Genomic DNA, 26,499 nt, shown 5'->3' with positions numbered 1-26,499 from the left:
GGTCCGGCGCGCCCGACGTGCCCAGATCGCCCCGAACCCGCCCTCCGGACGCCCGCGGACCGGGGCCTTCACCGGCGGTCGCGCCGGCCCGCGTGAGCGGGATCACCGTACGGCCCCGCCCGCCGTGGCATCGGCCGCGTTCGGACGTCCTGCGGGCCCGCCCGGGGCAAGGGAGAGGTCCACGGTCTCCGGAGACAGGTCCGGAGACGGTCATGGCCGGGGCGGCCCCTCGAAGGGGCCGCCCCGGCCATGACCTGGAGTCACCGGTCTCCCGCCGTTCCCGCCGGAGCGGAGCACGGCCGGAGGGTGTGCCGTACGGCGATGGGCCGGCCCCGGCTCTCGCCGGGGCCGCTCATCGACCGTGCCGGATCACTGTCCGCCGGACAGCTTCTCCCGCAGCGCGGCCAGTGCCTCGTCGGTGGCCAGCGCGCCACCGGTGGACTCGGACTCGCCGCCGCCGGAGTAGGAGGTCTCGCCGGACGGCGCGCCGCCCTCGGCCTCCGCCTCGGCCTTGCGGGCCTCCTCGATCTGCTTGCGGTGGGCGTCGAAGCGCGCCCGCGCCTCGGCGTACTGCCGCTCCCAGGTCTCGCGCTGGGTGTCGTAGCCCTCGAGCCACTCGCCGGTCTCGGAGTCGAAGCCCTCGGGGTACTTGTAGTTCCCCTGCTCGTCGTACTCGGCGGGCATGCCGTAGAGCGTCGGGTCGAAGTCCTCTTCCTCGATGCCCGCGGCGCTCTCGTTGGCCTGCTTGAGCGACAGGCTGATGCGGCGCCGGTCGAGGTCGATGTCGATGATCTTCACGAAGATCTCGTCGCCGACCTGGACGACCTGCTCGGGGATCTCCACGTGGCGCTCGGCCAGCTCGGAGATGTGCACCAGGCCCTCGATGCCCTCCTCGACCCGGACGAACGCGCCGAACGGCACCAGCTTGGTGACGCGGCCCGGCACGACCTGGCCGATCTGGTGGGTGCGGGCGAACTGCTGCCAGGGGTCCTCCTGCGTCGCCTTGAGCGACAGGGAGACCCGCTCGCGCTCCATGTCCACGTCGAGGACCTCGACGGTGACCTCCTGGCCCACCTCGACGACCTCGGACGGGTGGTCGATGTGCTTCCAGGAGAGCTCGGACACGTGCACCAGACCGTCCACGCCGCCCAGGTCCACGAACGCACCGAAGTTGACGATCGAGGAGACCACGCCCTTGCGGACCTGGCCCTTCTGGAGGGTGTTGAGGAAGGTCTGGCGGACCTCGCTCTGGGTCTGCTCCAGCCAGGCACGGCGGGACAGGACCACGTTGTTGCGGTTCTTGTCCAGCTCGATGATCTTGGCTTCGAGCTCGCGGCCCACGTAGGGCTGCAGGTCACGTACCCGTCGCATCTCCACCAGCGACGCCGGCAGGAAGCCGCGCAGGCCGATGTCGAGGATGAGGCCGCCCTTGACGACCTCGATGACGGTCCCGGTGACGATGCCGTCCTCGTCCTTGATCTTCTCGATCGTGCCCCAGGCGCGCTCGTACTGGGCGCGCTTCTTGGACAGGATCAGCCGGCCCTCCTTGTCCTCCTTCTGGAGGACGAGGGCCTCGACGTGGTCACCAACGGTCACCACCTCGTTGGGATCCACGTCATGCTTGATGGACAGCTCGCGCGAGGGGATGACGCCCTCGGTCTTGTAGCCGATGTCGAGGAGGACCTCGTCACGATCGACCTTGACGACAGTCCCTTCGACGATGTCGCCGTCGTTGAAATACTTGATGGTCTCGTCGATCGCGGCGAGGAAGGCGTCCTCGGACCCGATGTCGTTGACCGCTACCTGCGGGGTGGTCGAGGTTGCCTCGGTGCTGCTCGTCATATGTCGGCTGGCTCCGGATACGGACATGCGTAGTTGCCTGTACTGCGCGGAGGGCCGTTATCCGCCCTGCCGATGACCGGAAGCGGGACGCGGCGAAAAGAACCGCGTCAGGGTAACCGATGTCGACCTGACCGAGCGCGAGCCTGCTCCGTCCGAAGCGCGCGCAAGCCCACAGCGCAGCGATCAGGATATGGGACCAGGACCGCGGGGTCAATCGGTGACGTTCGCGCCTTCCGGCGTCCGGCGTCCGTCGGGCCGTCCCCACAGGGGATCCGGCCCGTGAGAAAAACGGTGACAGGGGCCGTGGCGAGGGCCCGGCAAGGGTCACGGCGGGCCGCGGCGGACGGTGTCAGTACACCCGTCCCCTGCCGCGCAGTTCCTTGGCCAGCCGGTCCTCCTCCGCCCGCGGGAACGTGATCGTGTGCGGGTCGCCGTCCGAGGTGTACCGCTCCCCCGGGGCGGCGTCGAGGCGGTCCAGCCACGCGGTGGAGCAGAACTGCTTGCAGTCGTTCTCCTTGATCTTGCCTTCGGAGCGTACCCGGGAGATGGCCAGATGATCGAACTTCTCGTCGAACGGCGACTCGGAGGGCTTCCACCCGGCGAGGAAGACGCCCTTGAAGTCGTAGGCGCCCTCCTTCCGCTCCGCCCACTGCCGCTTGTCGGGCTCGGACCCGAAGGGGTAGGCCAGCGTCGCCGTGTGCGTCCCGGTGAGCGAGACGACCTTGCTCTCGATGTCGCCGATCTCCTTCTGCACCGCCGCCTTGGAGAGCGTCGAGAGGTCCTTGTGGCTGAGCGTGTGGTTGCCGAGCTCGAAGCCGTTCTGGAGCAGCCACCTCAGGCCGGCCGACTCCTGGCCGGCCAGCCCGAACAGCTCCTGGTTCAGGTAGAAGGTCGCGGTCGGCCGGAACCCCGGGTACTGCCGCGCCACCTCCTGGATGATCGCCACCGCCGTGCCCGCCTTCGGGCGCCCCTGCGGGTCCAGCGCGAAGTGCCCGGGGGTGCTGTCGTCGAAGGTCAGCACCACCGGATGGCGGCCCGCCGGGACGTTGAACCGGCCGCTCACCATCTCCCCCGCGGTGATGGGCACGTACCCGGTCCTGGCCAGGCGGACCAGTTCCTCGCGGAACTCGGCGGTCGACCGGTCCAGCGACAGCTCGGGGTTGTCGATGATCCGGTGGTACATGATCACCGGGATCTGGCCCAGCTCGTTGGCCTTGGCGGCGGCCGCCGCCGGCGTCGCCGGCCCGACCGTCGCGGGCGGGGCGGACGACGGGGCCGCGGGGCGGGACGCGGGCGCGGCGGGATCGTTCCCGCGCGTCGGCCCGGCCTGCCCTCCGGGCGCCGGGCCCCGCCCGGCCGCGCGGGTGGCGTCGGCGGTGGTGTCGGGGCCGCGGTCCGGGAGCCAGAGCCCGGCGACCACGGCCGCGATCACGACGACAACGGCGATCTTGTGCAGGAGCGGCACGGGCTCTCCCGTCGATCGGCGCCAACAGGACCGGTGGCGCACGGCGCCCCGAACCTCGCGGACGGGGTCTGGCGTACCCGGACATGATCTCGCACAACCCGTCGCCGCGCCCGCCGAAACCCGCCGATGACCATCAAGAATCCGGTGGTCGACCGATTCGTCCCTGCCCCCTGCCGGGCGGGTCTCAGTGGGCGGCGGCCTGCCAGGTCTGGCCGGTGCCCATGCTCACCTCGAGCGGGGCGCGGAGATCGTACGCGCCGGCCATCTGCTCGCGGATCAGCTCCTGGAGCGTGCCGAGCTCGCCGGGGGCCACCTCGAAGACGAGCTCGTCGTGGACCTGCAGGAGCATCCGGGAGCTCAGGCCGTGCTCGCGCAGCGCGCGGTCGACGTTGAGGCTGGCGACCTTGACGATGTCGGCGGCCGACCCCTGGACGGGGGCGTTGAGCGCCATCCGCTCGGCCATCTCGCGCCGCTGCCGGTTGTCGGAGGTGAGGTCGGGCAGGTAGCGGCGGCGGCCGAGGATGGTCTCGGTGTAGCCGTCGTGGCGGGCCTTGGCGACGACGTTCTGGAGGTAGTCGCGGACGCCGCCGAACTGCTCGAAGTACTCCTCCATCAGGCCGCGCGCCTCGTCCGGCGGGATGCGCAGCTGCTGGGAGAGCCCGTAGGCGGACAGGCCGTACGCCAGGCCGTAGTTCATCGCCTTGATCCGGGCGCGCAGCTCGGAGTCGATCTGGTCGGGCGGCAGCTTGAACACGCGGGACGCGGTGATGGTGTGGAAGTCGGCCTTGGCGCGGAACGCCTCCAGCAGCGCCTCGTCCTCGGAGAGGTGGGCCATGATCCGCAGCTCGATCTGGCTGTAGTCGGCGGTCAGCAGCGACTCGTAGCCCTCGCCGACGACGAACGCCTCGCGGATCTGGCGGCCCTCGGCGGTGCGGATCGGGATGTTCTGCAGGTTGGGGTCGGTGGACGACAGCCGCCCGGTCGCGGCGACCATCTGGTTGAACGTGGTGTGGATGCGCCCGGCGTCGTCGGCCATCGGGATCAGCGAGGCGACGATGCTCTTGAGCTTGGACACCTCGCGCCAGCGCAGGATGTGCTCCAGGACCGGGTGGTCGTTCTTGGCCAGCAGGTTGGTGAGGGCCTCGGAGTCGGTGGTGTAGCCCGTCTTGGTGCGCTTGGTCTTGGGCAGCCCCAGCTCGTCGAAGAGGACCTGCTGGACCTGCTTGGGGGAGCCGAGCTTGAACTCGTGCCCGACGGCGTCGTGGGCGAGCTGCTCGACCTCCTTCTCCTGGCCGCCCAGCGTCGCCTCCATCGAGGCCAGCCGCTCGGCGTCGACCGCGATGCCGGCCCGCTCCATGCCGGCCAGCACGCGCACCAGCGGCAGCTCGACGTCGTGCAGCAGGCCGGTGGCGCCGCGCTTCTCGAGGTCGGTGTCCAGGACGTCGGCCAGCTCGGCGACCGCGCGGGCGCGCACGGCCAGGTCCTGGGCGGCCTCCTGCTCGCCCGAGCCGTCGATGGTCAGCTGGCCGGAGTCGTCGGCCTCGGCGCGCAGCTCGCGGTGCAGGTAGCGCAGGACCAGGTCGGCCAGGTCGAAGGTGCGCTGGCCGGGCAGGGCGAGGTAGGCGGCCAGGGCGGTGTCGCTGGTGAGGCCGCGCAGGTCCATGCCGCGGGCGGCCAGGGCCAGCATCGGCCCCTTGGCCTCGTGCAGCGCCTTGGGGCGGGCCGGGTCGGCCAGCCAGGCCGCCAGCGCCCGCTCGTCGTCCTCCACCAGGGTGGCGGGGTCGAGGTGGACGGCGGGGGTGCCGCCGCCCTCGCCGGCGGGCGCGGTGGAGGCGAGCGCGATCGCGGTCACCTCGCCGGTGCCGCGCCCCCAGGTGCCGGTGACGGCCACGCCGGTACGGCGGCCGGGGCCGGCGTTGTCGTCCAGCCAGGCGCCCAGCGCGCCGGGCTCCAGGGCCTCCAGCTCCACCTCGAAGCCCTCGTCGGCCTCGGGCTCGGCGGCGGAGAGCGAGGCGTACAGCCGCTCGCGCAGCACCCGGAACTGCAGCGAGTCGAAGAGGGTGTGGATCTCCTCGCGGTCCCACTGGCCCATCGCCAGCTGCGGCGGGGTCAGGTCAAGGCCGACCGCGCAGTCGAGCTTGTTGATCTGCTGGTTGCGCAGCACCTGGCCCAGGTGCTCGCGCAGGTTGTCGCCGGCCTTGCCCTTGATCTCGCCGACATGCTCGACCAGCCCGTCCAGGTCGCCGTACTTGGTGAGCCACTTGGCGGCGGTCTTGGGGCCGACGCCGGGCACGCCGGGCAGGTTGTCGCTGGTCTCCCCCACCAGCGCGGCCAGCTCGCGGTAGCGCTCGGGCGGCACGCCGTACTTGGCCTCCACCGCGGCCGGGTCCATCCGGGCCAGCTCGGAGACGCCGCGGACCGGGTAGAGGATGGTGACGTGCTCGTCGACCAGCTGGAACGCGTCCCGGTCGCCGGTCACGATCAGCGTCTCCATGCCGGCCTCGGTGGCCTGCACCGACAGGGTGGCGATGATGTCGTCGGCCTCGAACCCGGCCACCGACAGCCGCGGGATCCGCAGCGCGTCCAGCACCTCGAAGATCAGGCTGACCTGGCTGCGGAACTCGTCGGGGGTCTTCTGCCGGCCGGCCTTGTACTCCACGTACTGCTCGTGCCGGAACGTCGGCTCGGAGCGGTCGAAGGCCACCGCGATGTGCGAGGGCTCCTCGTCGCGCAGCACGTTGATGAGCATCGAGGTGAAGCCGTACACCGCGTTCGTCGGCTGGCCGTCGGTCGTCGAGAAGTTCTCCACCGGGAGCGCGAAGAACGCCCGGTAGGCCAGGGAGTGCCCGTCGAGGAGCAGCAGCCGGTCTCGCTTGTCAGGGGTCGGAGCTGTGGTCGCCACACTAGGACTCTAGTCTGCGCGTACGACGGTTCGAGGGAGGCTCAGTGACCGAGGAGCAGGTGGATCTCGCCATGGCGTCGCTCGGCGCCGACGGGGTGGCGCACGGCGACCTGGCGAAGTCGATGGGGATCGAGTATCTCACGGCGACGCCCGAGCGGGTGGTCGGCCGGATGCCGGTCGCGGGCAACACCCAGCCGTACGGGCGCCTGCACGGCGGCGCCTCCTGCGTGTTCGCCGAGTCGCTGGGGTCCCTGGGCGCGGCGCTGCACGCCGGTCCGGACCGGATGGCGCTCGGCGTCGAGGTCAACGCCACCCACCACCGGGGGGCGACCGAGGGCTGGGTCACCGGGGTCGCGACCCGCGCGCACGGCGGCGCCACCCTCGCCACGTACGAGATCGTCATCACCGACGAGCGGGACCGCCGGGTGTGCACCGCCCGCCTCACGTGCATGCTGCGTGACAAGCCCTCGATCTGACCAGGACCGTTCCAGGCTTTTGGCGTGTTTTGCACCGCCTTATCCCGCTGTTTCTTTGCGGGAGGCGGCGGACGGTCGGTAGCGTGCGTCGGAACGGCCCGGGATCACCGAGTAGACAACGTGCGAGTCCGGGGAAGGGCCGCACGGCCCCAAAGGCGGTCCCGGGCCCGCGCTCTTCAGCGACTCGGAGCCATGCGACCTTCCCTCACGGCCGCCCTGCGCGCCTGCTCGGCGATCCTCCTGCTGACCGCCGCCTCCGCCTGCTCGGGCGGCGACGACCGGGACCGTTCCCGGCAGAGCCCCGCCTACGACCTTCCCGCGCGCGCCGTGCGGGACGGGGAGAAGGCCGTGCGGGCGGGCACGGTGCGCAGCGGCGACACCGCGTTCACCGTGATCGGCTACCGCGGCGGCATGCCCGAGCTGGTCGGCAGCCACGCCGACATGGCGCCCAAGGGGGCGTACGTTCGGGTCCGGCTGGTGGTCGAGAACGCGGGCCGCACCAACCAGACCTTCAGCGCCGAACGGCAACTCCTCGTGACGGCCACCGGGCGGACCGCCGAGCCCGACCGCGAGGCGATGCTCATCAAGCGGCAGCCCGCCGAGTTCGAGGTGGGCGCGGCCGTCCGCGTCGAGATGGACCTCTGGTACGACGTCCCGCGCGGGGAACGGCCGGTGGCGCTGCGCCTCTCCGGCACCGCCTCGGTGGGCGCGGTGTCCGACCCGCCCCCGGCCGAGGTCAAGCTCCCCTAGAGGGCCCTGTTTTCAAAGTCCCGGCCCACGGCGCTCGCCCGGCGGCTCGCACCTCACCGGGCCTTGGCGAGCGCGACATCGCTCCGCGATCTACCCGGCGAGGCTCGCCTCCGGCATCGCCCCACCGGGCAGCCAACGCGCTCGCGCGATGGGCCGAGGCCACTTCGAGACACCGCCACGGACGGGGCTGAGAACGCGGACGCCGCGCCCGCCGCCCACCGATGTCACGGTGAGCCGCGGACGCGGCGTCCGGCCGCCTCGCCGGCCTCACGGGCCGGCGGGCGGGTCAGCCCTTGCCCTCCACCGGGTCGCCCTCCGCCGGGTCCCCGGCCGCGGGCGCGGCGCTGGACCCGACCGTGGGCTTGGCGTCCTCACCCAGGTCACCGCCCAGGTAGGCGGCGCGGACCTGCGGGTCGTCGAGCAGGTCGGCCGCCGGAGCGGACTTCACGATGGAGCCGGTCTCCAGCACGTACGCGCGCTGCGCGAGCTGGAGGGCCTGCTGGGCGTTCTGCTCGACCAGCAGCACGGTGGTGCCGCGCCGGTTGATCTCCGCGATGATCGAGAAGATCTGCTGCACCATCATGGGCGCCAGGCCCATCGAGGGCTCGTCCAGCAGCAGCACCTTCGGGTCGGTCATCAGCGCCCGCCCGATGGCCAGCATCTGCTGCTCGCCGCCGGACATGGTGCCGCCCGCCTGCGACTTGCGCTCGGCCAGCCGCGGGAACAGCTCGTACACCTGCGCCAGGTCCTTGGACACGTCGCCCTTACGGGTGTAGGCGCCCATGAACAGGTTGTCCTCGACCGTCATGCCGGGGAAGATCCCCCGGCCCTCGGGCGACTGCCCGATCCCGGCCAGCACGCGCTTGTGCCCGGGCATCCGGCTGATGTCCTGGCCGTCGAAGGTGATCCGGCCGGCGGAGAGCGGGCGCAGGCCGGAGATCGTCTTCAGCGTGGTGGTCTTGCCCGCGCCGTTGGCGCCGATCAGCGTGACGATCTCGCCCTCGTCGACGCCGATCGTGATGCCCTTGAGCGCCGCGATCTTTCCGTAGTGGACGTGGACGTCCTCGATCTCAAGAAGCATCGGCCGGAGCCCCCAAGTACGCCTCGATCACCCGCGGGTTGTTCTGCACCTCGACGGGCAGGCCCTCGGCGATCTTCTGGCCGAAGTCCAGCACCGCGAGCCGGTCGCTGATCCCCATCACCAGCCCCATGTCGTGCTCGATGAGCAGGACGGTGCGGCCGCTGTCGCGGATCTTGCGGATGAGCTCCTGCAGCGCGATCTTCTCCGCGGGGTTCATGCCCGCCGCGGGCTCGTCGAGCAGCAGCAGCTTCGGATCGGTGGCCAGGGCCCGGGCGATCTCCAGCCGGCGCTGGTCGCCGTACGGGAGGTTCTTGGCGGCGTCGTCGATCCGGTGCGACACCCCCACGAAGTCCAGCAGCTCGCGGGCCTTGGCGCGGCCCTCGCGCTCCTCGCGCCGGTGCCAGGGCAGCCCCAGGGAGGCGCCGACGAACCCGGTGCGATGGTGCGCGTCGGCCCCCACCATGACGTTCTCCAGGGCCGTCATGTTGTGGAACAGCCGCACGTTCTGGAACGTGCGCGCCACGCCGAGCTTGGTCACCGTGAACCGCTTCTTGCCGTTCAGCCGCCCGCCGTCGAAGACCACGTCGCCCGAGCTGGGCTGGTAGACCCCGGTGGTCACGTTGAACACCGTCGTCTTGCCGGCGCCGTTCGGGCCGATCAGGGCGAAGATCTCGCCCTTGTTGACCGTGAGCTCCAGCTCGTTGACCGCGACCACGCCGCCGAAGCGCATGGTCACCTTCCGCAGCTCCAGCAGCGGCTCGCCCACGGGACCGGCCTTCTTCTCCGGCTTGCTCGTCGTCTCGCTCACTTGCCCCCCTCGGTCGCTCCGGGGGCACCGGTGGGAGTGGCGACCTCCGCACCCATGCTGCCCATGCCTCCGGTGCCCTCCTTCAGCTCGGCCTTGCGCCGCCTCGACGGCAGCAGGCCCTCCGGCCGCAGCGCCATCATCAGCACCAGTGCCGCGCCGAAGGCCAGCACACGGTAGTCGGCCAGGCCACGGAACCGCTCCGGCAGCCACGCCACCAGGAAGGCGCCGAGGATGACGCCCGGCAGGTTGCCCGATCCGCCCAGCACCACCGCGGCCAGCACCGTGGCCGACAGCAGGAACGGGAAGTTCTCCGGGTTGATCGAGCTGACCTTGGAGGCGTACATGACGCCGCCCGCGCCGCCGATGGCGGCACCGATCGCGAACGCGGCCAGCTTGAACTTGAACGTGGGCACGCCCATCAGCTCGGCCGCGTCCTCGTCCTCGCGGATCGCCGCCCAGGAGCGGCCGACCCGGCTGCGCTCCAGCCGCTTGACGAAGACGATCACCAGGACGATCAGCGCGACCATCAGGTAGTAGTACGGACGCGCGTCCAGCAGCCCGTACTTCAGCGGCTGCACGCCGAAGATCTCGAACTCGGAGATGTTGGGCGGGTGCGGGATCGCCTGGACACCGCGCGGCCCGTTGACGTAGTCGGTGTTGTTGGCGGTGATCCGGACGATCTCACCGAACCCCAGCGTGACGATGGCCAGGTAGTCGCCCCGCAGCCGCAGCGTCGGGGAGCCCAGCGTGATCCCCGACAGTGCCGACAGCAGGATCGCCAGCAGGATGATCTCCCAGAAGTTCAAACCGAACTTCGTCCCGAAGATCGCCATGGTGTAGCCGCCGATGGCGTAGAAGGCCACGAACCCCAGGTCGAGGAGCCCGGCCTGGCCGACCACCACGTTCAGGCCGATGGCCAGCAGCACCATGATGGCGATCTGGTCGGTCAGCAGCGTCGACCAGTCGGTGTGCGGGGACATGAAGGACCCGATGGTGTCGCTGGGGAGCAGCAGCGCGCCGACGATCAGCAGCACGTACACCACCCAGCGGGCCCAGCCCGGGGCGGCGGCCCAGCGGTCGCCCAGCGCGTCCATCGCGGACCTGACCGGGGACATGACGGCGTCGAGCCCGCTCCTGCGCGGCCCGCCGTCCCCCTTCGCGGCGCCGCCCTCGGCCTTGGCCCGGGCGGGCGCGTCCGGCTCGTTCTTGCCTGCGTCTTTGACGTTCATGCGCGCGCCTGCTGGAGAGACTCACCGAGGATGCCGGTGGGACGGAACATGAGGACCAGGACCAGGATCGAGAAGGCGACCACGTCGCGCCACTCCGAGCCGAAGATGCTCGAGCCGTACATCTCGATCAGGCCGAGCGCGAACCCGCCGACCAGCGCGCCGCGCAGGTTGCCGATACCGCCGAGCACCGCGGCGGTGAACGCCTTGATGCCCAGGAGGAAGCCGACGAAGTAGCCGGTCTCCTCGAACCGCACCAGGTAGAGCGCGGCCGCGACACCGGCCATGGCGCCGCCGACGGCGAACGTGACGGTCACGATCCGGTCGATGTTGACGCCCATCAGGACCGCGGCCTCGGGGTCCTGGGCGGTGGACCGGATGCCCCGGCCCAGCCGGGTGCGGCTCACGAACTGGTCCAGCGCGATCATCATCAGGATGGCCCCGAGGAAGATGATCACCTTGTCGTTGGTCACGGACGCGCCGAAGACCGAGAAGAGCTCGCTCCGCTCCACGAAGTGCTCCTGCACCGGCAGGCGGCCACCCTCCTTGGGCCGGTCGAACACGGCGGGGATGACCACCAGTGCGAACAGCTGCTGGAGGAAGATCGAGGCGCCGATCGCCGAGATCAGCGCGGCCAGCCGGGACGCTCCCTTCTTACGCAGAGGCCGGTAGGCCACGTATTCCAGCGCCATGGCGCTGCCGCCGGCGGCCAGGCCGCCCGCGACCGCGATGACCAGGGTGATCCCGATCAGGGCCACCCCGCCGACCGGGCTGGACAGGCTCAGACCGGAGACCGTGAACAGAGCCGCGAAGGTCCCGATCATGAAGATCTCGGAGTGGGCGAAGTTGATCAGTCGCAGCACGCCGTAGACCATCGTGTAGCCGAGCGCCATGAGCGCGTAGATAGCGCCAAGCGACAGGCCGTCGATGGTGGACGGCCAGAATTGCTCCAGGAAGTTCAATGTCTTGGATCGCCTTCATCGAAGGAGCGGGAGCGCTGTAGCGCTCCCGCTCCCGCGCCGTCAGGACAGTTTCCTGCCTCGGAAGGATCGCCCCGGTCAGCCGACCGTGGCGTCCTTGCTGTTGCCCAGCAGCGGCAGCTTGTCGCCCTCGGCCTGGTAGATGTAGACGTCGGTGGCCGTGACCTCGCCGTTCTCACCGAACTTCATCTGCTTGGTGACACCGGGGATGTCGACCGTCTTGAGGAACTCGTTGATGTCCTCGGTGCTGGTCTTGCCGGCCTTCACCGCGGCCACGAAGACCTGGGCCACGTCGTAGCCCTCGGCCGAGTAGATCGCCGGGTCGGCGTTGAACTTGGCCTTGTAGGCGTCGGCGAACTTCTTGCTCGCCGCGTTGGCCTTGCCGGTCGGGTCGATCAGGCACGGGCAGCTGATGAAGGTGTCCTTGGCGTTGCTCGCCCCGGCGCCCTTGATCAGGCCGCCGTCCAGCGAACCGTCACCGGACAGGAACTTGGCGGTGACGCCGCCCTCGCGCAGCTGCTTGAGCAGCCGGCCGCCCTGGGCGTAGTAGCCGCCGAAGAACACCGCGTCCGGAGCGAACGGCTTGACCTTGTTGACCGTCGAGGAGTAGTCGGTCCCCTTCGTGTCGACGATGTCGTTCTGGACGTTGACGCCCTTGCCCTTGAGGGTCTGGGTGACCACGTCCGCCAGGCCCTTGCTGTAGTCCTGGTTGTCGTGGATCACGAAGGCCTTCTTGGCCTTCAGCGCGCCCGCGATGAACTCGGCGACGCCGGCGCCCTGCACCGAGTCGTCGGCCAGGCCGCGGTGCCAGTACTTCCAGCCCTTCTCGGCCAGCGTCACGTTCGTCGCCGACGGCGAGATGCTCGGGATCTTGCCCTCTTCGAGGACCGGGCCGACGCTCTGGCTCTCGCCGGAGAACGCCGGGCCGATGAGACCGGCGATCTTGTCGTTCTTGATCGCCTGCTGGGCCAGACCGGTCGCCTGCTCCGGCTTGCCCTGCGTGTCGTAGGGCTTGAGCGTGATCTTGACCTTGGGGTTCGTGGCGTTGTACTCGTCGATCGCCATCTGCGCGCCCTGCTTGGGCGGAATGACGATGCCGGAGTTCTCTCCGGTCAGGTCACCCATGAAGCCGATCGTGACAGAGTCGCCGCTGCCGCTTCCCCCGTCGTCGCCACCACAAGCGGCGGCGCTGATAGCCAGCGCCGCACTCAGCGCCACAGCGCCGGTGACCCTCATCATGTTGCGCCGCAAGGTGCCCAACCTTTCCATCCGGATCCACCCTGGATCGGGTACGAGTAGTGCCCGGGCGACCCCGCTCGCCAAGGATGGGCAAAGCGGTCACACGGGAACCAGTCCGTAGTACACCGACCCGAAGCCGCAGATCAGCACCCCTGGGTCGAAGGGTTACCCCTTCGTTACTGCTCCGTGCTCATGTGCTATCCCCTGCGGCCGGGAACGATTACCCAGCGTAGCGATCTTCGGGGCGGGTGCACGGTAACCGGGCGCTGTCACGATCATGGGGTCGCGTGCCGGGCGGGCGGCGCCGGGCTGCGGGAGCGTCCCGGCGAGGCCGGGGCCCGGCCGTGACGACCGGCCGCGCCGGAGGGGTCACCGGCGGGCGAGGTGGATCGGCGAGGGGCTCTTCTCCGGGGTGGGAGGGGGCGGGACCCGTCCGGCCGGTCCGGCCGGTGGCGGGCACGATCAACAATAGGCGAGAAAGGGCGGCGAGGGCGGCAAGTCACCCGAAGCGATCGGAACGGTCGCCGAACGGGCCGAACGGTCCCACGACGGCTCCCGAACGGCCGGAGGCCGCCGCGGAGCCGCCGGCGTCAGCCCTCCTGGGAGCCGTCGCCCGCGGCGGTCCCGCCGAGCGCTCCGGCGACCACGGCGTCGGCGACCGCGCGCATCGTGAGGCGGCGGTCCATCGAGGTCTTCTGGATCCAGCGGAACGCCTCGGGCTCGCTCCAGCCGTTGGCCTGCTGGAGCAGCCCCTTGGCCCGGTCCACCACCTTGCGCGTCTCCAGCCGGTCGTGGAGGTTGGCGACCTCCGCCTCCAGGGCGCGCAGCTCGGTGTAGCGGCTCACCGCCATCTCGATCGCGGGCGCCAGGTCGGTCTTGGTGAACGGCTTGACCAGGTAGGCCATGGCCCCGGCCTCGGTGGCCCGCTGGACGAGCTCGCGCTGGGAGAACGCGGTGAGGATGACCACCGGCGCGATGCGTTCGGCGGAGATCCGCTCGGCCGCCGAGATGCCGTCCAGCACCGGCATCTTGACGTCCAGGATGACCAGGTCGGGCCGGTGCTCCCCGGCCAGCCGCACGGCGGCCTCGCCGTCCCCGGCCTCGCCGACGACCTCGTAACCGTCCTCCTGCAGCATCTCCTTGAGGTCCAGGCGGATCAGGGCCTCATCTTCTGCGATCACAACTCGCCGAGCGCTCTCCGTCACGCGCACGAGACTACCGGGACCCGCTACCCTGGTCTCCGTCAGGTGGGTCTTGATCCGCGTGGCGCCGGTCAAACCGGAATGTCCGATTTATTGGGCCCTCAGCCCCGATATCCCAACGGCAGAGGAAGCGGTCTCAAACACCGTTTAGTGTGGGTTCGAATCCCACTCGGGGCACCTCGCGCCGCCCTTCTGGGCTCTCTTCACACTCTCTTCACCTCACACCCGCCCGGCACGCCCCGGGCCGTGGATCGAACCCCGTCCCCCCCGTCCCCAGGGCCTCCGGCGGCCCCGGCCGATCGCCGGGGCCGGAGACGGCGGGCCCACGCCCCGGGACCACTCCCCCGGCCCCACTCCCCCGGACCTCTCGCAGGCCGGTCCTCCTCGGGCGGCCGGGGACCCGCAGACGCTCCCAGAACGGACCGGGCGCCGGAGTGCAGGGGTTTCCCACGCAGACCCCGGTGGCCGCCCAGGGAACCGTTCAGGGGCTGCTGAGGGCCATCGAGGCGGCAGGGCGGGTCACGGCGAGGCGGATCGCGGCAGGGGGATCACGGCGGAGCGGATCGCGGCGGGGCGGATCAGGGGGCGCCGCCGGCCTGGGCGATCGCGTCGCCGATCCGGTGGACGCGCAGCGCGTTGGTGGATCCGGGGGTGCCGGGCGGCGATCCGGCCACGATCACCACGCGGTCGCCCTTCTGGATCCGTCCCGACTCCAGCAGGCCCTGCTCGACCTGACGGACCATCTCGTCGGTGTGGTTGGCGAACGGGACGATGTGCGTCTCCACGCCCCACACGTGCGCGAGCTTGCCGCGGACGGCCGGGACCGAGGTGAAGGCCAGCAGCGGGATGGGCGAGCGGTACCGCGACAGCCGGCGCGCGGTCTCGCCGGACATGGTGAAGGCCACCAGGGCCTCGGCCTCGATGATGGCGCCGACCTCGGCGGCGGCGCGGGCGATGGCGCCGCCGACGGTCTCGGGCATCCGGTCGAGGGTGTGGGTGGCCTGGAGCACGGCCTTCTCGGCGGTGGTGACGATCCGGCTCATCGTCTCGACGGCCTCGATCGGGTACTGGCCGACGCTGGTCTCGCCCGACAGCATGACGGCGTCGGCGCCCTCGAAGACGGCGTTGGCGACGTCGGAGGTCTCCGCCCGGGTGGGGCGGGGCGCGGAGATCATGGACTCCAGCATCTGGGTCGCCACGATCACCGGCCGGGCCTTCTCCCGGCACAGCTCGATGGCCCGCTTCTGGACGATCGGGACCTGCTCCAGCGGCAGCTCGACGCCCAGGTCGCCGCGGGCGACCATGATGCCGTCGAAGGCGGCCACGATCTCCGGCAGCAGGTCGACCGCCTGCGGCTTCTCGATCTTGCCGATCAGGGGGACGCGGACGCCCTCCTCCTCCATGATCTGGTAGCAGATCTCGGCGTCGGCGGGCGTGCGGACGAAGGACAGCGCCACCATGTCGACGCCCAGCCGCAGCGCCCAGCGCAGGTCGGCCTCGTCCTTGCCGGTGAGGGCGGGCACGCTGACGGGCACTCCGGGCAGGTTGAGGCCCTTGTTGTCGGAGACCATGCCGCCGACCTCGACGGTGGTGCGGACCCGGGGGCCGTCGACGTCGACGACCCGCAGGGCCACCCGCCCGTCGTCCACCAGGACCGCGTCGCCGGGGTTCACGTCGCCGGGCAGGCCCTGGTAGGTGGTGGAGACCTCCCTGCGGTTCCCCGGGACGTCCTCGGTGGTGATGACGAACTCGTCGCCGAGGGTGAGCCGTACCGGCCCGTCCGGGAACCGCCCGATGCGGATCTTGGGCCCCTGCAGGTCGGCCAGGATGCCGACGCCGCGGCCGGTGGCGGTGGACGCCGCCCGGATGCGGTGGAAGACCTCCTCGTGGACGGCGTGTTCGCCGTGGCTCATGTTGAGCCGGGCGACGTCGATGCCGGCCTCGACGAGGGCGTGGATCTGCTCGGCGCTGGAGCAGGCGGGGCCGATGGTACTGACGATCTTCGCTCGACGGGTCACGAACACAACGCTACTTAGTTACCTGCCAGTACGGATATTCACGCAGGATACGGTCGCCGAAGATTCATCCATTGGTCTAGCTCAAGGTCTAGACCAGCGGCTCCGCGTCCCGCTACGGACACCGGCGCGGGGGCGCCGACCGGTCCGGCGGCCGGTCCGGCGGCGGCGTCCCCGCGGGCGCGGGTCAGCCCTTGAAGACCTGGATGGCGGCCTGGCAGAACGCCTTCAGGTCGTCGGGCTTGCGGCTCGTCACCAGGACGTTGGGCCCGTCCTCACAGGTGACGACCTCCTCGTCCACCCAGTTCGCGCCCGCGTTGCGCAGGTCGGTGCGCAGGCTCGGCCACGAGGTGAGCGTGCGCCCCCGTACGACGTCGCCCTCGATCAGCGTCCACGAGGCGTGGCAGATGGCCGCGACCGGCTTGCCCGCCTCGAAGAAGCCCTTGGCGAACGCGACCGCCTCGGGCCGCGTGCGCAGGAAGTCGGGGTTGGCGACACCGCCGGGCAGGACGAGGCCGTCGAAGTCCGCCGGGGAGGTCTCGTCCACGGTGGCGTCCACGTCGAAGTGGTCGGCCTTGTCGAGGTGCTCGAACCCCTGGATCCGGCCGGGCTCGGTGGACACCAGCCGCGGACGGCCGCCCGCCTGCTCGACCGCCTGCCAGGGCTCGGTCAGTTCCACCTGCTCGGTGCCCTCGGGGGCGGCCAGGAAGGCGATGGTCTTTCCGTGCAGGTCAGTGGCCATGTCAGTGACCCCCTCGTCACGTGTCGATGAGTCGATCCACTGGTGGCACTGCCCAGACGAACGGGTCCTATGCGGATCGGAGGTGGTAAGCAGAAGGGGTGAACGCCGGGCGGTACGAGGAGTTCGCGGCCCCGCCGCGGAGCGGGCTGGCCTGCGTGTGGACCCGCGCGGTCCCGGACGCGCCGTACGTCCAGCCGGTGGTGCCGGACGGGTGCGTCGACCTGGTCTGGTGGAGCCGCGAGGCCCGCGTCGTCGTGGCGGGCCCGGACACCCGCCCCTCCCCCGCCCGGATGGAGGCGGGCGACCGGCTGGTGGGGGTCAGGTTCCTCCCGGGGGCGGCCCCGCCCGTGCTGGGCGTGCCCGCCGACGCCGTACGGGACGCCCGCGTCCCGTTGCGGGAGCTGTGGGGCTCCGAGGCCGACCGGCTGGGCGAGGCGGTGGCACGGGCGCGCGACCCCCGCGCCGTCCTCACCGAGAACGTCCTGGCCCGCGCGCCGGCCGCCCCGGACCCTCTCGTGCCGGCGCTGCCGGCGAGGCTGGAGACCCTCACGGTGGGCGAGGCCGCGGAAGAACTCGGCCTGAGCGAACGGCAGCTGCGCAGGCGTTCGCTGGCGGCGTTCGGGTACGGGCCCAAGACCCTGCAGAGGGTGTTGCGGTTCCAGCGCGCGCTGGGCCTGGCCAGGGCCGGACGGCCGCTGGCGGACGTCGCCCACGCCACTGGTTATTCCGACCAGGCCCACATGGCGCACGAGGTCCGCGGCCTGGCCGGCGTCCCGATCCGTGCGCTCCTGTAGGCCCACTCCGCTGTAGCACTGCGCCGCTGCGAGGGGCGCCGCTAGGTGGCGTCCGGGACGGGGCGCAGCCGCTTGGGGAGGGCGGCCACCACCAGGTCGTACGACTGGAGGATCAGGGACCGCAGTTCCTCCTCGTCGAGGACGCCGTCGAGCAGGACGGTGACCCAGTGGCGCTTGTTGAGGTGGTAGCCGGGCAGGACGGTGTCCGGATGCTCGGCCCGCAGCGCCACGACCTCGTCGGGCGGCAGCTTCAGGCTCACCCTGGGCGGGTCGGCGTCCTCGCCCAGCAGGGCGAACATCTTCCCGCCGACCTTGTAGACCGCCGTCCGCGGTCCGAAGGGGTAGTCCTCCGCGCTGCCCGCCAGGGACATGCAGGCCCCGGCCACGTCCTCAGCGTTCATGCGCCCAGTCTGGCGCATTCCCGGCCGCCCGGCCGATGCTTCCATGATCCACGGCTGGTTCACTGGCCCGCATGAGTGATCCCCTGCACGAACGTGACCAGGCCGCCGCCGCCCTGGACCTGGTGAACCGCGCCGCGGGCCCGTACCTGGACGGCCTGGCGGACCGGCCGGTCCACGACCGCTCGCTGGACGGCCTGATCGACGAACTCGACGGTCCCCTCCCGGTGAAGGGCGACGGCACGCTGGCGGGCGTGGAGCGCCTGCTGCGGGTGGGGACCGAGGCCGCCACCCATTCCTCGGGCCCCCGCTTCTTCCATCTCGTCGTGGGCGGCTCCACCCCGGCGGCGATGGCGGGCGACTGGACGGCCTCGCTGCTGGACCAGGTCACCGGGTTGTGGGTGACCTCGCCGCTGGCCGCGCGGGTGGAGACGATCGTGCTCGGGTGGCTGAAGGAGATGTTCGGGCTGCCCGCCTCGTACGGGGGCGTGCTGACCCCCAGCGCGACGTTCGCCCATGTGACCGGGCTGGCCTGCGCCCGGCAGTGGTGGGCGGAGCGGCACGGGGTGGACGTGGTCTCCGAGGGGCTCGCCGGCCTTCCCCGGATGCCGGTGTTCAGCAGCGGGCTGGTGCACGCCAGCACCCGCAAGGCGCTGCAGGTCCTGGGCTGCGGCCGGGACACGCTGCGCACCTTCTCCCGCGACGAGGGCGGGCGCCTCGACCCGGCGGCCCTGGAGGCCGCGCTGGAGGCGCTCGGCGGGGCCCCGGCGGTCGTCGTGGCCAACCTCGGCGACGTCAACACCGGCGACTCCGACCCGATCGCCGGGATGGCCGACCTGGCCGAGCGGTACGGGGCCTGGCTGCACGTGGACGGCGCGTTCGGCATGTTCGCGGCGCTCTCGCCCCGGACCGCGCACCTGGCACGCGGTGTGGAACGTGCCGATTCGGTGACGGCGGACGGTCACAAGTGGCTCAACGTGCCGTACGAGAGCGGGTTCTCCTTCGTCCGCGACCCGGCCGTGATGGGCCGCGCGTTCGGGTCCTGGGGCAGCGCCTACCTGCCCGACGGCGGCCCCGGCGAGATCAACTACAACATGCTGGGGCCGGAGTCGTCGCGGCGGGCGCGGGCGTTCCCGATCTGGGCGACGCTGCGCGCGTACGGCCGGGAGGGCCACCGGGAGATGGTGGAGCGGCACCTGGACGTCGCCGCCCACCTCGCCCTGCTGGTCGAGCGGGCCCCGGACCTGGAGCTGCTGGCCCCGTCGCGGCTGTGCATCACCTGCTTCCGCTACCGCCCGCCGGGCGTGCCCGAGAACCGCCTGGACGACCTGAACGCGCGGCTGGGCGAGGCGCTGCTGGCCGACGGCCGGGTCTACGCGGGGACCTCCACCTACCGCGGGATGACGGTGTTCCGGCCCGCGACGCTCAACTGGCGGACGACGGAGGCCGACGTGGAACTGCTGGTGGAGGTGCTGCGGGAGCTGGGGGCCCGGCTCACGGCCGGGTGAGCCGGCCGGGCGGGCGCGCGCCGGGCCAGGGGCCGGGCGGGGTGTGCCCGACGGCCTCGGTCTCGACCTTGGTGTCGTACACGCGGAAGCCGCGGGCCTGGTAGTTGCCCAGGGCCGCCGGGCCGTCGTTGGAGCAGGTGTGCAACCAGACGCGGGAGGTGGGCTTGCGGGCGGGCCAGCGTTCGGCCAGGTCCCAGGCCCGGGCGGCGCCGGTGGCCAGCAGGTGGCCGCCCACGCCGCGGCCGTGGAACGCCGGCAGCAGGCCGAAGCAGACGATCTCGACCTCGCCGTCGGCCTGCGGGTCCAGCTCGACGTAGCCGGCCGGCGTGCCGCGGACGTGCGCGATCCACGTCTCGACCCCGGGCCGCCCCAGCCAGTTCCGCCACTGGTCGTACGACCAGGCGAGCCGGTCGACCCAGTACCAGTCCCCGCCGACCGCGGTGTAGAGGAAGCGGCTCAGCTCGGGGCTGGGCACCTCCGCGCGGACGATGTCGACCGGGACCTCGGGTTCCCGCCGCGCCGGGCGGAGGTCGGCCGGCTCGCGTTGCTCCAGGTACCAGGTGGTCACGTCGAGGTGCCTGATCGGCATGTTCTCCCCCAAAGACGAAATCCGCCGTTCCCCCGGCGCCCGCGCGGGGCGGGCCGGAGGCACGGCGGAGCGCGGTCACGGTCCGGCCGGGTGAGGCCCGGCCCCGCTCCCTGAGCGGCGGGGCCAGGCTATAGGACCCGGTCGGGCGCCGGGGGCCGGGTCAGGCCATGGGACGGGCCGTCGGCGGGATCGGGTAGGGCAGGGCCGTCTCACCCCTGAGGTACTTGTCGACCCCGTGCGCGGCGGCCCGGCCCTCGGCGATCGCCCAGACGATCAGCGACTGCCCGCGGCCCATGTCGCCGGCCGCGAAGACGCCGTCCACCGAGGTCCGGTAGTCGGCGTCGCGGACGACGTTGCCGCGCTGGTCCAGGTCGACGCCCAGCTGCTCCAGCAGCCCCTCCTTCTGCGGGCCGAGGAAGCCCATCGCCAGGGTGACCAGCTCGGCCGGGATCTCCCGCTCGGTGCCCTCGACCGGCGCGAACCCGGTCTGGGGGCCGCCGACCTCCACCAGCCGCAGCGCCCGGACGTTGCCGTCGGCGTCGCCGACGAACTCGGTGGTGGACACCGCGTACACCCGGTCGCCGCCCAGGCCGGCGAGTTCCTCGTGGGCGCTCTCCACCTTGAACAGCATCGGGTAGGTGGGCCAGGGCTGGCCCTCCGGGCGGCTCTCCGGCGGCCTGGGCATGATCTCCAGCTGGGTGACCGAGGCCGCGCCCTGCCGGATCGCGGTGCCGATGCAGTCGGCGCCGGTGTCACCGCCGCCGATCACCACCACGTGCTTGCCCGCGGCCGAGATGGGCGACTCCTCGTAGTCGCCCTCCTGCGCCTTGTTGGCCGGCGGCAGGTACTCCATGGCCTGGTGGACGCCCTTGAGGTCGCGGCCGGGCACCGGCAGGTCGCGCCACACCGTGGCGCCCCCGGCCAGGACGACCGCGTCGTGGGCCTCGCGCAGCTCGTCGGCGGTGATGTCGGCGCCCACGTTCACCGAGGTCTTGAACTCGGTGCCCTCGGCGCGCATCTGCGCGATCCGGCGGTCGAGGTGCCGCTTCTCCATCTTGAACTCGGGGATGCCGTAGCGCAGCAGGCCGCCGACGCGGTCGGCGCGCTCGTACACCTTCACGTCGTGCCCGGCGCGGGTGAGCTGCTGGGCGGCGGCCAGGCCCGCGGGCCCGGAGCCGACGACGGCGACCCGCCTGCCGGTCCGGACGGCGGGCGGGCGGGGCCGTACCCAGCCCTCGTCCCAGGCCCGGTCGATGATCTCGACCTCGACCCGCTTGATCGCCACCGGGTCCTGGTTGATACCCAGCACGCACGCGCTCTCGCACGGCGCGGGGCACAGCCGGCCGGTGAACTCCGGGAAGTTGTTGGTGGCGTGCAGGCGCTCGATCGCCTCCGCCCAGTCCTTGCGGTACACCAGGTCGTTCCACTCGGGGATGAGGTTCCCCAGCGGGCAGCCCTGGTGGCAGAACGGGATGCCGCAGTCCATGCAGCGGCTCGCCTGCTTCTCCAGCCGGTCCTCGCCGAACTTCTCGTAGACCTCGGACCAGCTCTTGATGCGCACATCGACCGGGCGGCGCTTCGGGAGCTCCCGCTGGACGGTCAGGAATCCCTTCGGGTCGGCCATGTCGGGGTCCCCCTCTCTCAGCTCTGCGCGGCGGCCATGATGGCCTCGTCGACGTCGCGTCCCTCGGCCTCGGCCTTGGCCTTGGCCTCCAGGACGCGCCGGTAGTCCCGCGGCATGATCTTGGTGAACCGGGCGGCCGCGGTCTCCCATTCGGCCAGCAGCTTCTCGGCGACCGTGGAGCCGGTCTCGGCCGCGTGCCGCTCCACCAGCGAGCGGACGAACTCCCCGTCCTCCCCGGTGAGCGGTTCCAGGTCGACCATCTCGGGGTTGACCCGCTCGGGCACCAGGTCCAGAACGTAGGCGACGCCGCCGGACATTCCGGCCGCCAGGTTGCGCCCGGTCCGGCCGAGGATCACCGCGCGGCCCCCGGTCATGTACTCGCAGGCGTGGTCGCCGACGCCCTCGACGACGGCGGTGGCACCGGAGTTGCGCACGCAGAACCGCTCGCCGACGACGCCGCGGGCGAACAGCTCGCCCGAGGTGGCGCCGTACAGGATGACGTTGCCGCCGATGATCTGCTCCTCGGCCGCGAACGCGGCGCCGGGGTGGGGCCGCACCGTCAGGCGCCCGCCCGACAGGCCCTTGCCGACGTAGTCGTTGGCGTCCCCGACCAGCCGCAGGGTGATGCCGCGCGGCACGAACGCGCCGAAGGAGTTGCCCGCCGACCCGGTGAAGGTGACGTCGATGGTGTCGTCGGGCAGCCCCTCGCCGCCCCACTTCTTGGTCACCTCGTGGCCCAGCATGGTGCCGACCGTCCGGTTGACGTTGCGGATCGGCAGGTCCAGGGTCACCTTGTCGCCGAACGCGATCGCGCCCTCGGCCAGCTGCGTCAGCGTGTTGTCGAGCGCCTTCTCCAGCCCGTGGTCCTGGACGGTGGTCCGCCGCAGGGCGGCGCCCTCGGCCACCTCGGGACGGTGCAGGATCGGGGTCAGATCCAGCCCCGCGGCCTTCCAGTGGTCGACCGCGCGCCGGGTGTCGAGCAGCTCGACATGCCCGATCGCCTCGTCCAGCGAGCGGAAGCCCAGCGCGGCCAGGTACTCGCGGACCTCCTGCGCGACGAACTCGAAGAAGTTGACCACGTGCTCGGCCTTGCCGTTGAACCGCCGCCGCAGCACCGGGTTCTGGGTGGCCACGCCCACCGGGCAGGTGTCCAGGTGGCAGACCCGCATCATCACGCAGCCCGAGACCACCAGCGGGGCCGTGGCGAAGCCGTACTCCTCGGCGCCCAGCAGCGCCGCGACGATCACGTCCCGGCCGGTCTTCATCTGCCCGTCGGTCTGCACCACGATCCGGTCGCGCAGCCCGTTGAGCAGCAGCGTCTGCTGGGTCTCGGCCAGGCCGAGCTCCCAGGGGGCGCCGGCGTGCTTGAGCGAGGTCAGCGGGGAGGCGCCGGTGCCGCCGTCGTGCCCGGAGATCAGGACCACGTCGGCGTGCGCCTTGGACACCCCGGCCGCGACCGTGCCCACGCCCACCTCGGCGACCAGCTTCACGTGCACCCGGGCCGCCGGGTTGGCGTTCTTCAGGTCGTGGATGAGCTGGGCCAGGTCCTCGATCGAGTAGATGTCGTGGTGCGGCGGCGGCGAGATCAGGCCCACGCCGGGGGTGGAGTGCCGGGTCTTGGCGATCCACGGGTAGACCTTGTGGCCGGGCAGCTGCCCGCCCTCGCCGGGCTTGGCGCCCTGCGCCATCTTGATCTGGATGTCGTCGGAGTTGGTGAGGTACTCCGAGGTCACGCCGAACCGGCCGGAGGCCACCTGCTTGATCGCGCTGCGCCGCAGGTCGCCGTTCTCGTCGGGGGTGAACCGGGCGGGGTCCTCGCCGCCCTCGCCGGTGTTGGACTTGCCGCCCAGCCGGTTCATCGCGATCGCGAGGGTCTCGTGCGCCTCCGCCGAGATGGAGCCGTACGACATCGCGCCGGTGGAGAACCGCTTGACGATCTCCGAGACCGGCTCGACCTCCTCGATCGGTACCGGGGGCCGCTCGCCCTCGCGCAGGCCGAACAGCCCGCGCAGCGTCATCAGCTTCTCGGCCTGGGAGTCCACCGAGGTGGTGTACTCCTTGAAGATCTCGTACTTGCGGGTGCGGGTGGCGTGCTGGAGCTTGAACACCGTGTCCGGGTTGAACAGGTGCAGCTCGCCCTCGCGCCGCCACTGGTACTCGCCGCCGACCTCCAGGGTGCGGTGGGCGGGCTCGTTGCCGCCCGGCGGGTAGGCGCGGCGGTGCCGCTCGGCGACCTCGCGGGCCAGCACGTCGAAGCCGACCCCGCCCAGCCGCGAGGTGGTGCCGGTGAAGCACCGGTCGATCACCTCGGCGCCCAGGCCGATGGCCTCGAAGATCTGCGCGCCGGTGTAGGAGGCGACCGTGGAGACCCCCATCTTGGACATGACCTTCAGCACGCCCTTGCCGTACGCCTTGACCAGGTTGCGCACCGCGGCGGCCGGGTCCAGGCCCTCGATGACGCCGGTGGCGATGAGGTCCTCGATGGTCTCCACGGCCAGGTACGGGTTGATCGCGGACGCGCCGTACCCGATGAGCAGCGCCATGTGGTGGCACTCGCGGGCCTCGGCGGTCTCGATGACCAGGCCGACCTGGGTGCGGGTCTTCTCCCGGATGAGGTGGTGGTGCACGGCGCCGGTGAGCAGCAGCGACGGGATCGCGGCGCGGGAGGCGTCGGAGCCCCGGTCCGACAGCACGATGATCCGCGCGCCCTCCGAGATCGCCCCGGACACCTCCGCGCAGATCTCCTCGAGCCGCTGTTCCAGGGCCTCGCCGCCGCCCGCGACGTCGTAGAGGCCGTGCACGACATGGGCCCGCAGATGCGGCAGCGAGCCCTCGTCGTCGATGTGGATGATCTTGGAGAGCTCGTCGTTGTCCAGGATCGGGGTGGGCAGCACCAGCCGCCGGCAGGACTCCGGTCCCGGCTCGAGCAGGTTGCCCTCGGGGCCGAGGGTGGACTGCAGCGAGGTGACCAGTTCCTCGCGGATGGCGTCCAGCGGCGGGTTGGTGACCTGGGCGAACAGCTGCTTGAAGTAGTCGAACAGCAGCCGGGGGCGCTGCGACAGCACCGCCAGCGGGGTGTCGGTGCCCATCGACCCGATCGGCTCCGCCCCGGTCCTGGCCATGGGGGTGAGGATGATCCGCTGCTCTTCGAGGGTGTAGCCGAAGGTCTGCTGCCGCTTGACCAGCGTCTCGTGGGTGGGGATCTCCCGCTCGCGCCGCGGCAGCTCCTCGAACCGCACCAGGCCCTCGTGCAGCCACTCGCCGTAGGGGTGCGCGGCGGCCAGCTCGGCCTTGACCTCGTCGTCCTCGACGATCCGGCCGGCCTCGGTGTCCACCAGGAAGATCTTGCCCGGCTGCAGGCGGCCCTTGCGGACCACCCTGCCGGCCGGGATGTCCAGCACGCCGGCCTCGCTGGCCAGCACGACGAAGCCCTCGTCGGTCACCCAGTAGCGGCCGGGGCGCAGGCCGTTGCGGTCCAGGACGGCGCCGACGACCGTGCCGTCGGTGAACGTGACGCTGGCGGGGCCGTCCCACGCCTCCATCAGCGTGGAGTGGAACTCGTAGAAGGCCCGGCGGGCCGGGTCCATCTCGGTGTGGTTCTCCCACGCCTCGGGGATCATCATCAGCACCGCGTGCGGGAGCGACCGTCCGCTCAGGTGCAGCAGCTCCAGGCACTCGTCGAAGGAGGCGGTGTCGCTGGCCTCGATGTCGATCACCGGGTAGGTCCGGGACAGGTCACCGGGGATCAGGTCCGACTTCAGCAGCGCCTCGCGGGCGCGCATCCAGTTCCGGTTGCCCTTGACGGTGTTGATCTCGCCGTTGTGGGCGATGAAGCGGTACGGGTGGGCCAGCTCCCACGCCGGGAAGGTGTTGGTCGAGAACCGCGAGTGCACGAGCGCGATGGCGCTGGCGAAGCGGCGGTCCGACAGGTCGGGGAAGAACGGCTCCAGCTGCGGGGTGGTGAGCATCCCCTTGTAGACCAGCGTGCGGCTGGACAGGCTCGGGAAGTAGACCTTGACGTCCTGTTCGGCGCGCTCGCGCATGCAGAACACGGCCCGGTCCAGTTCGAGGCCGGTCTTGCCGGCGTGCGGGCCGTCCTCGGCGGGGGCGACGAACAGCTGCGCGAAGTGCGGCATCGCCCGCCGCGCCGCAGGGCCGGCGAAGTTCGGGTCGTGCGGCAGCTCGCGCCAGCCGAGGACGGTCAGGCCCTCCTCGCCGCACAACCGGGCGATGTGGCCGACCACGTCGGCGCGCTCCCCCGCGTCCACCGGGAGGAACGCCAGGCCGGCCGCGTACGAGCCCGCCTCCGGGAGCGCGAAGTCGCAGACCTCGCGGAAGAAGGCGTCGGGGATCTGCACCAGGATGCCGACGCCGTCGCCGTCGTCGGGCTCGGCGCCGACGGCACCGCGGTGATCGAGGTTCTTCAGGACGGTCAGGGCGTTCTGAATGATGTCATGGCTCTTGCGACCGTGCAGGTCCGCCACCATACCGACGCCGCAGGCGTCGTGCTCGTTGGCCCGGTCGTAGAGCCCCTGGTTCGGAGGCAGGCCCGGTCCGAGGGCAGCAGCAGCCATCAACCCTCCCGTCGTCGTCATGTGTCACTGCGTGATGTCAGTGCAGTCTCGGGACGACGCTGGCCCTGTGCTGCGGTGTGAAGACATTACCCCACTGCCGGGATCATGCCCGAGTCGACCAGATCGCGAAACTTCTTCGCACCGATCGACTCGAAACCACCCTCAGTGGTTTAGACCAGGATACCGGGCATGAATTTCACCAAAACGCCCTGACCTCGGTGATCATCCTCACGGCCCACTCATGTTTACCCCGTTGCGGCGGAAACATGCACGCAACCTCCCTC

The 26,499-nt window shown here is 71.5% G+C and carries 19 protein-coding genes and 1 tRNA gene; 5 read left to right on the top strand and 15 right to left on the bottom strand.

Annotated elements, in window-relative coordinates; all coding sequences use genetic code 11:
- Positions 1-369: 369 nt before the first annotated feature.
- The 3 genes from rpsA to polA form a co-directional block, all read right to left on the bottom strand.
- A complete protein-coding gene (gene rpsA, locus IW256_RS12990) occupies positions 370-1,842 on the bottom strand; it encodes a 30S ribosomal protein S1 (protein WP_197011201.1) in 1,473 nt (490 codons plus the stop codon).
- Between the two features lie 349 nt (positions 1,843-2,191).
- Positions 2,192-3,307 (bottom strand): polysaccharide deacetylase family protein, encoded by a 1,116-nt coding sequence (locus IW256_RS12985; protein ID WP_197011200.1) that lies wholly within the window; start codon positions 3,305-3,307, stop codon positions 2,192-2,194.
- Positions 3,308-3,491: 184 nt separating this feature from the next.
- On the bottom strand, positions 3,492-6,209 hold the full coding sequence (gene polA / locus IW256_RS12980) for a DNA polymerase I (protein ID WP_197011199.1): 2,718 nt from the start codon (positions 6,207-6,209) through the stop codon (positions 3,492-3,494).
- 71 nt (positions 6,210-6,280) lie between these two features.
- On the opposite strand from polA, the gene IW256_RS12975 reads away from it, so the two are divergent.
- Together IW256_RS12975 and IW256_RS12970 are read left to right on the top strand one after the other, a co-directional pair.
- Complete coding sequence (locus IW256_RS12975) at positions 6,281-6,685, top strand: PaaI family thioesterase (protein ID WP_197016285.1); 405 nt, start codon at positions 6,281-6,283, stop codon at positions 6,683-6,685.
- A 192-nt stretch (positions 6,686-6,877) separates the two neighbouring features.
- Positions 6,878-7,435, top strand: a complete 558-nt coding sequence (locus IW256_RS12970) for a DUF4352 domain-containing protein (protein WP_197011198.1) — start codon at positions 6,878-6,880, stop codon at positions 7,433-7,435.
- 286 nt (positions 7,436-7,721) lie between these two features.
- On the opposite strand, the gene IW256_RS12965 is transcribed toward IW256_RS12970, so the two are convergent.
- The 6 genes from IW256_RS12965 to IW256_RS12940 all read right to left on the bottom strand — a co-directional run bounded on the left by IW256_RS12965 (position 7,722) and on the right by IW256_RS12940 (position 13,980).
- The gene (locus tag IW256_RS12965; RefSeq protein ID WP_197011197.1) at positions 7,722-8,516 is read right to left on the bottom strand and encodes an ABC transporter ATP-binding protein; all 795 of its coding nucleotides are present in this window, start codon (positions 8,514-8,516) and stop codon (positions 7,722-7,724) included.
- Entirely contained in the window at positions 8,506-9,324 is an 819-nt protein-coding gene (locus IW256_RS12960; protein WP_420535404.1) for an ABC transporter ATP-binding protein, read from the bottom strand. Before IW256_RS12960 ends, IW256_RS12965 begins: the two co-directional genes overlap by 11 nt.
- On the bottom strand, positions 9,321-10,553 hold the full coding sequence (locus tag IW256_RS12955; RefSeq protein ID WP_231403760.1) for an ABC transporter permease subunit: 1,233 nt from the start codon (positions 10,551-10,553) through the stop codon (positions 9,321-9,323). Before IW256_RS12955 ends, IW256_RS12960 begins: the two co-directional genes overlap by 4 nt.
- On the bottom strand, positions 10,550-11,512 hold the full coding sequence (locus IW256_RS12950) for a branched-chain amino acid ABC transporter permease (protein WP_231403759.1): 963 nt from the start codon (positions 11,510-11,512) through the stop codon (positions 10,550-10,552). Before IW256_RS12950 ends, IW256_RS12955 begins: the two co-directional genes overlap by 4 nt.
- A 96-nt stretch (positions 11,513-11,608) precedes the next feature.
- Positions 11,609-12,766 carry a branched-chain amino acid ABC transporter substrate-binding protein gene (locus IW256_RS12945; RefSeq protein ID WP_269218097.1) on the bottom strand — a complete coding sequence of 386 codons (1,158 nt, stop codon included), beginning with the start codon at positions 12,764-12,766 and terminating at the stop codon, positions 11,609-11,611.
- A 593-nt stretch (positions 12,767-13,359) separates the two neighbouring features.
- Positions 13,360-13,980, bottom strand: a complete 621-nt coding sequence (locus IW256_RS12940; RefSeq protein WP_197011195.1) for an ANTAR domain-containing response regulator — start codon at positions 13,978-13,980, stop codon at positions 13,360-13,362.
- A 95-nt stretch (positions 13,981-14,075) separates the two neighbouring features.
- On the opposite strand from IW256_RS12940, the gene IW256_RS12935 reads away from it, so the two are divergent.
- Positions 14,076-14,148: transfer RNA gene (locus tag IW256_RS12935), tRNA-Leu, on the top strand.
- A gap of 401 nt (positions 14,149-14,549) precedes the next feature.
- Here IW256_RS12935 and pyk read toward each other — a convergent pair.
- Entirely contained in the window at positions 14,550-15,989 is a 1,440-nt protein-coding gene (gene pyk / locus IW256_RS12930) for a pyruvate kinase (protein WP_197011194.1), read from the bottom strand.
- Between the two features lie 184 nt (positions 15,990-16,173).
- Positions 16,174-16,728 (bottom strand): type 1 glutamine amidotransferase domain-containing protein, encoded by a 555-nt coding sequence (locus IW256_RS12925; protein WP_197011193.1) that lies wholly within the window; start codon positions 16,726-16,728, stop codon positions 16,174-16,176.
- A gap of 98 nt (positions 16,729-16,826) precedes the next feature.
- Here IW256_RS12925 and IW256_RS12920 point away from each other — a divergent pair, with 98 nt between their 5' ends.
- Positions 16,827-17,522: a DUF6597 domain-containing transcriptional factor gene (locus IW256_RS12920; RefSeq protein ID WP_197011192.1), complete on the top strand. Its 696-nt coding sequence runs from the start codon at positions 16,827-16,829 to the stop codon at positions 17,520-17,522.
- 41 nt (positions 17,523-17,563) lie between these two features.
- Here the strand turns inward: IW256_RS12920 and IW256_RS12915 are convergent, their stop codons facing one another.
- The gene (locus IW256_RS12915; protein ID WP_197011191.1) at positions 17,564-17,923 is read right to left on the bottom strand and encodes an MmcQ/YjbR family DNA-binding protein; all 360 of its coding nucleotides are present in this window, start codon (positions 17,921-17,923) and stop codon (positions 17,564-17,566) included.
- 71 nt (positions 17,924-17,994) lie between these two features.
- Here IW256_RS12915 and IW256_RS12910 point away from each other — a divergent pair, with 71 nt between their 5' ends.
- Positions 17,995-19,428, top strand: a complete 1,434-nt coding sequence (locus IW256_RS12910) for a pyridoxal phosphate-dependent decarboxylase family protein (protein WP_197011190.1) — start codon at positions 17,995-17,997, stop codon at positions 19,426-19,428.
- Here the strand turns inward: IW256_RS12910 and IW256_RS12905 are convergent.
- The 3 genes from IW256_RS12905 to gltB all read right to left on the bottom strand — a co-directional run bounded on the left by IW256_RS12905 (position 19,415) and on the right by gltB (position 26,215).
- Positions 19,415-20,017 (bottom strand): GNAT family N-acetyltransferase, encoded by a 603-nt coding sequence (locus tag IW256_RS12905; RefSeq protein ID WP_197011189.1) that lies wholly within the window; start codon positions 20,015-20,017, stop codon positions 19,415-19,417. The two genes, IW256_RS12910 and IW256_RS12905, sit on opposite strands and share 14 nt — an antisense overlap.
- Before the next feature lie 160 nt (positions 20,018-20,177).
- Positions 20,178-21,641: a glutamate synthase subunit beta gene (locus IW256_RS12900; RefSeq protein WP_197011188.1), complete on the bottom strand. Its 1,464-nt coding sequence runs from the start codon at positions 21,639-21,641 to the stop codon at positions 20,178-20,180.
- A gap of 17 nt (positions 21,642-21,658) precedes the next feature.
- Positions 21,659-26,215 carry a glutamate synthase large subunit gene (gene gltB / locus IW256_RS12895; RefSeq protein WP_197011187.1) on the bottom strand — a complete coding sequence of 1,519 codons (4,557 nt, stop codon included), beginning with the start codon at positions 26,213-26,215 and terminating at the stop codon, positions 21,659-21,661.
- Between the last annotated feature and the right edge of the window lie 284 nt (positions 26,216-26,499).

It is taken from the genome of Actinomadura viridis, from assembly GCF_015751755.1.
Lineage (GTDB): Bacteria > Actinomycetota > Actinomycetes > Streptosporangiales > Streptosporangiaceae > Spirillospora > Spirillospora viridis.
Note: the sequence above shows the minus strand (reverse complement) of the source record. Positions and strands in the feature narration are given on the sequence as shown.

Bases quoted from the DNA above. Each gene is read 5' to 3' on its own strand.
- rpsA (WP_197011201.1), bottom strand. From the start codon at position 1,842: ATGACGAGCAGCACCGAGGCAACCTCGACCACCCCGCAGGTAGCGGTC.
- IW256_RS12975 (WP_197016285.1), top strand. From the start codon at position 6,281: ATGGCGTCGCTCGGCGCCGACGGGGTGGCGCACGGCGACCTGGCGAAG.
- IW256_RS12970 (WP_197011198.1), top strand. From the start codon at position 6,878: ATGCGACCTTCCCTCACGGCCGCCCTGCGCGCCTGCTCGGCGATCCTC.
- IW256_RS12965 (WP_197011197.1), bottom strand. From the start codon at position 8,516: ATGCTTCTTGAGATCGAGGACGTCCACGTCCACTACGGAAAGATCGCG.
- IW256_RS12955 (WP_231403760.1), bottom strand. From the start codon at position 10,553: ATGAACGTCAAAGACGCAGGCAAGAACGAGCCGGACGCGCCCGCCCGG.
- IW256_RS12945 (WP_269218097.1), bottom strand. From the start codon at position 12,766: ATGAGGGTCACCGGCGCTGTGGCGCTGAGTGCGGCGCTGGCTATCAGC.
- IW256_RS12925 (WP_197011193.1), bottom strand. From the start codon at position 16,728: ATGGCCACTGACCTGCACGGAAAGACCATCGCCTTCCTGGCCGCCCCC.
- IW256_RS12915 (WP_197011191.1), bottom strand. From the start codon at position 17,923: ATGAACGCTGAGGACGTGGCCGGGGCCTGCATGTCCCTGGCGGGCAGC.
- IW256_RS12910 (WP_197011190.1), top strand. From the start codon at position 17,995: ATGAGTGATCCCCTGCACGAACGTGACCAGGCCGCCGCCGCCCTGGAC.
- IW256_RS12905 (WP_197011189.1), bottom strand. From the start codon at position 20,017: ATGCCGATCAGGCACCTCGACGTGACCACCTGGTACCTGGAGCAACGC.
- IW256_RS12900 (WP_197011188.1), bottom strand. From the start codon at position 21,641: ATGGCCGACCCGAAGGGATTCCTGACCGTCCAGCGGGAGCTCCCGAAG.
- gltB (WP_197011187.1), bottom strand. From the start codon at position 26,215: ATGGCTGCTGCTGCCCTCGGACCGGGCCTGCCTCCGAACCAGGGGCTC.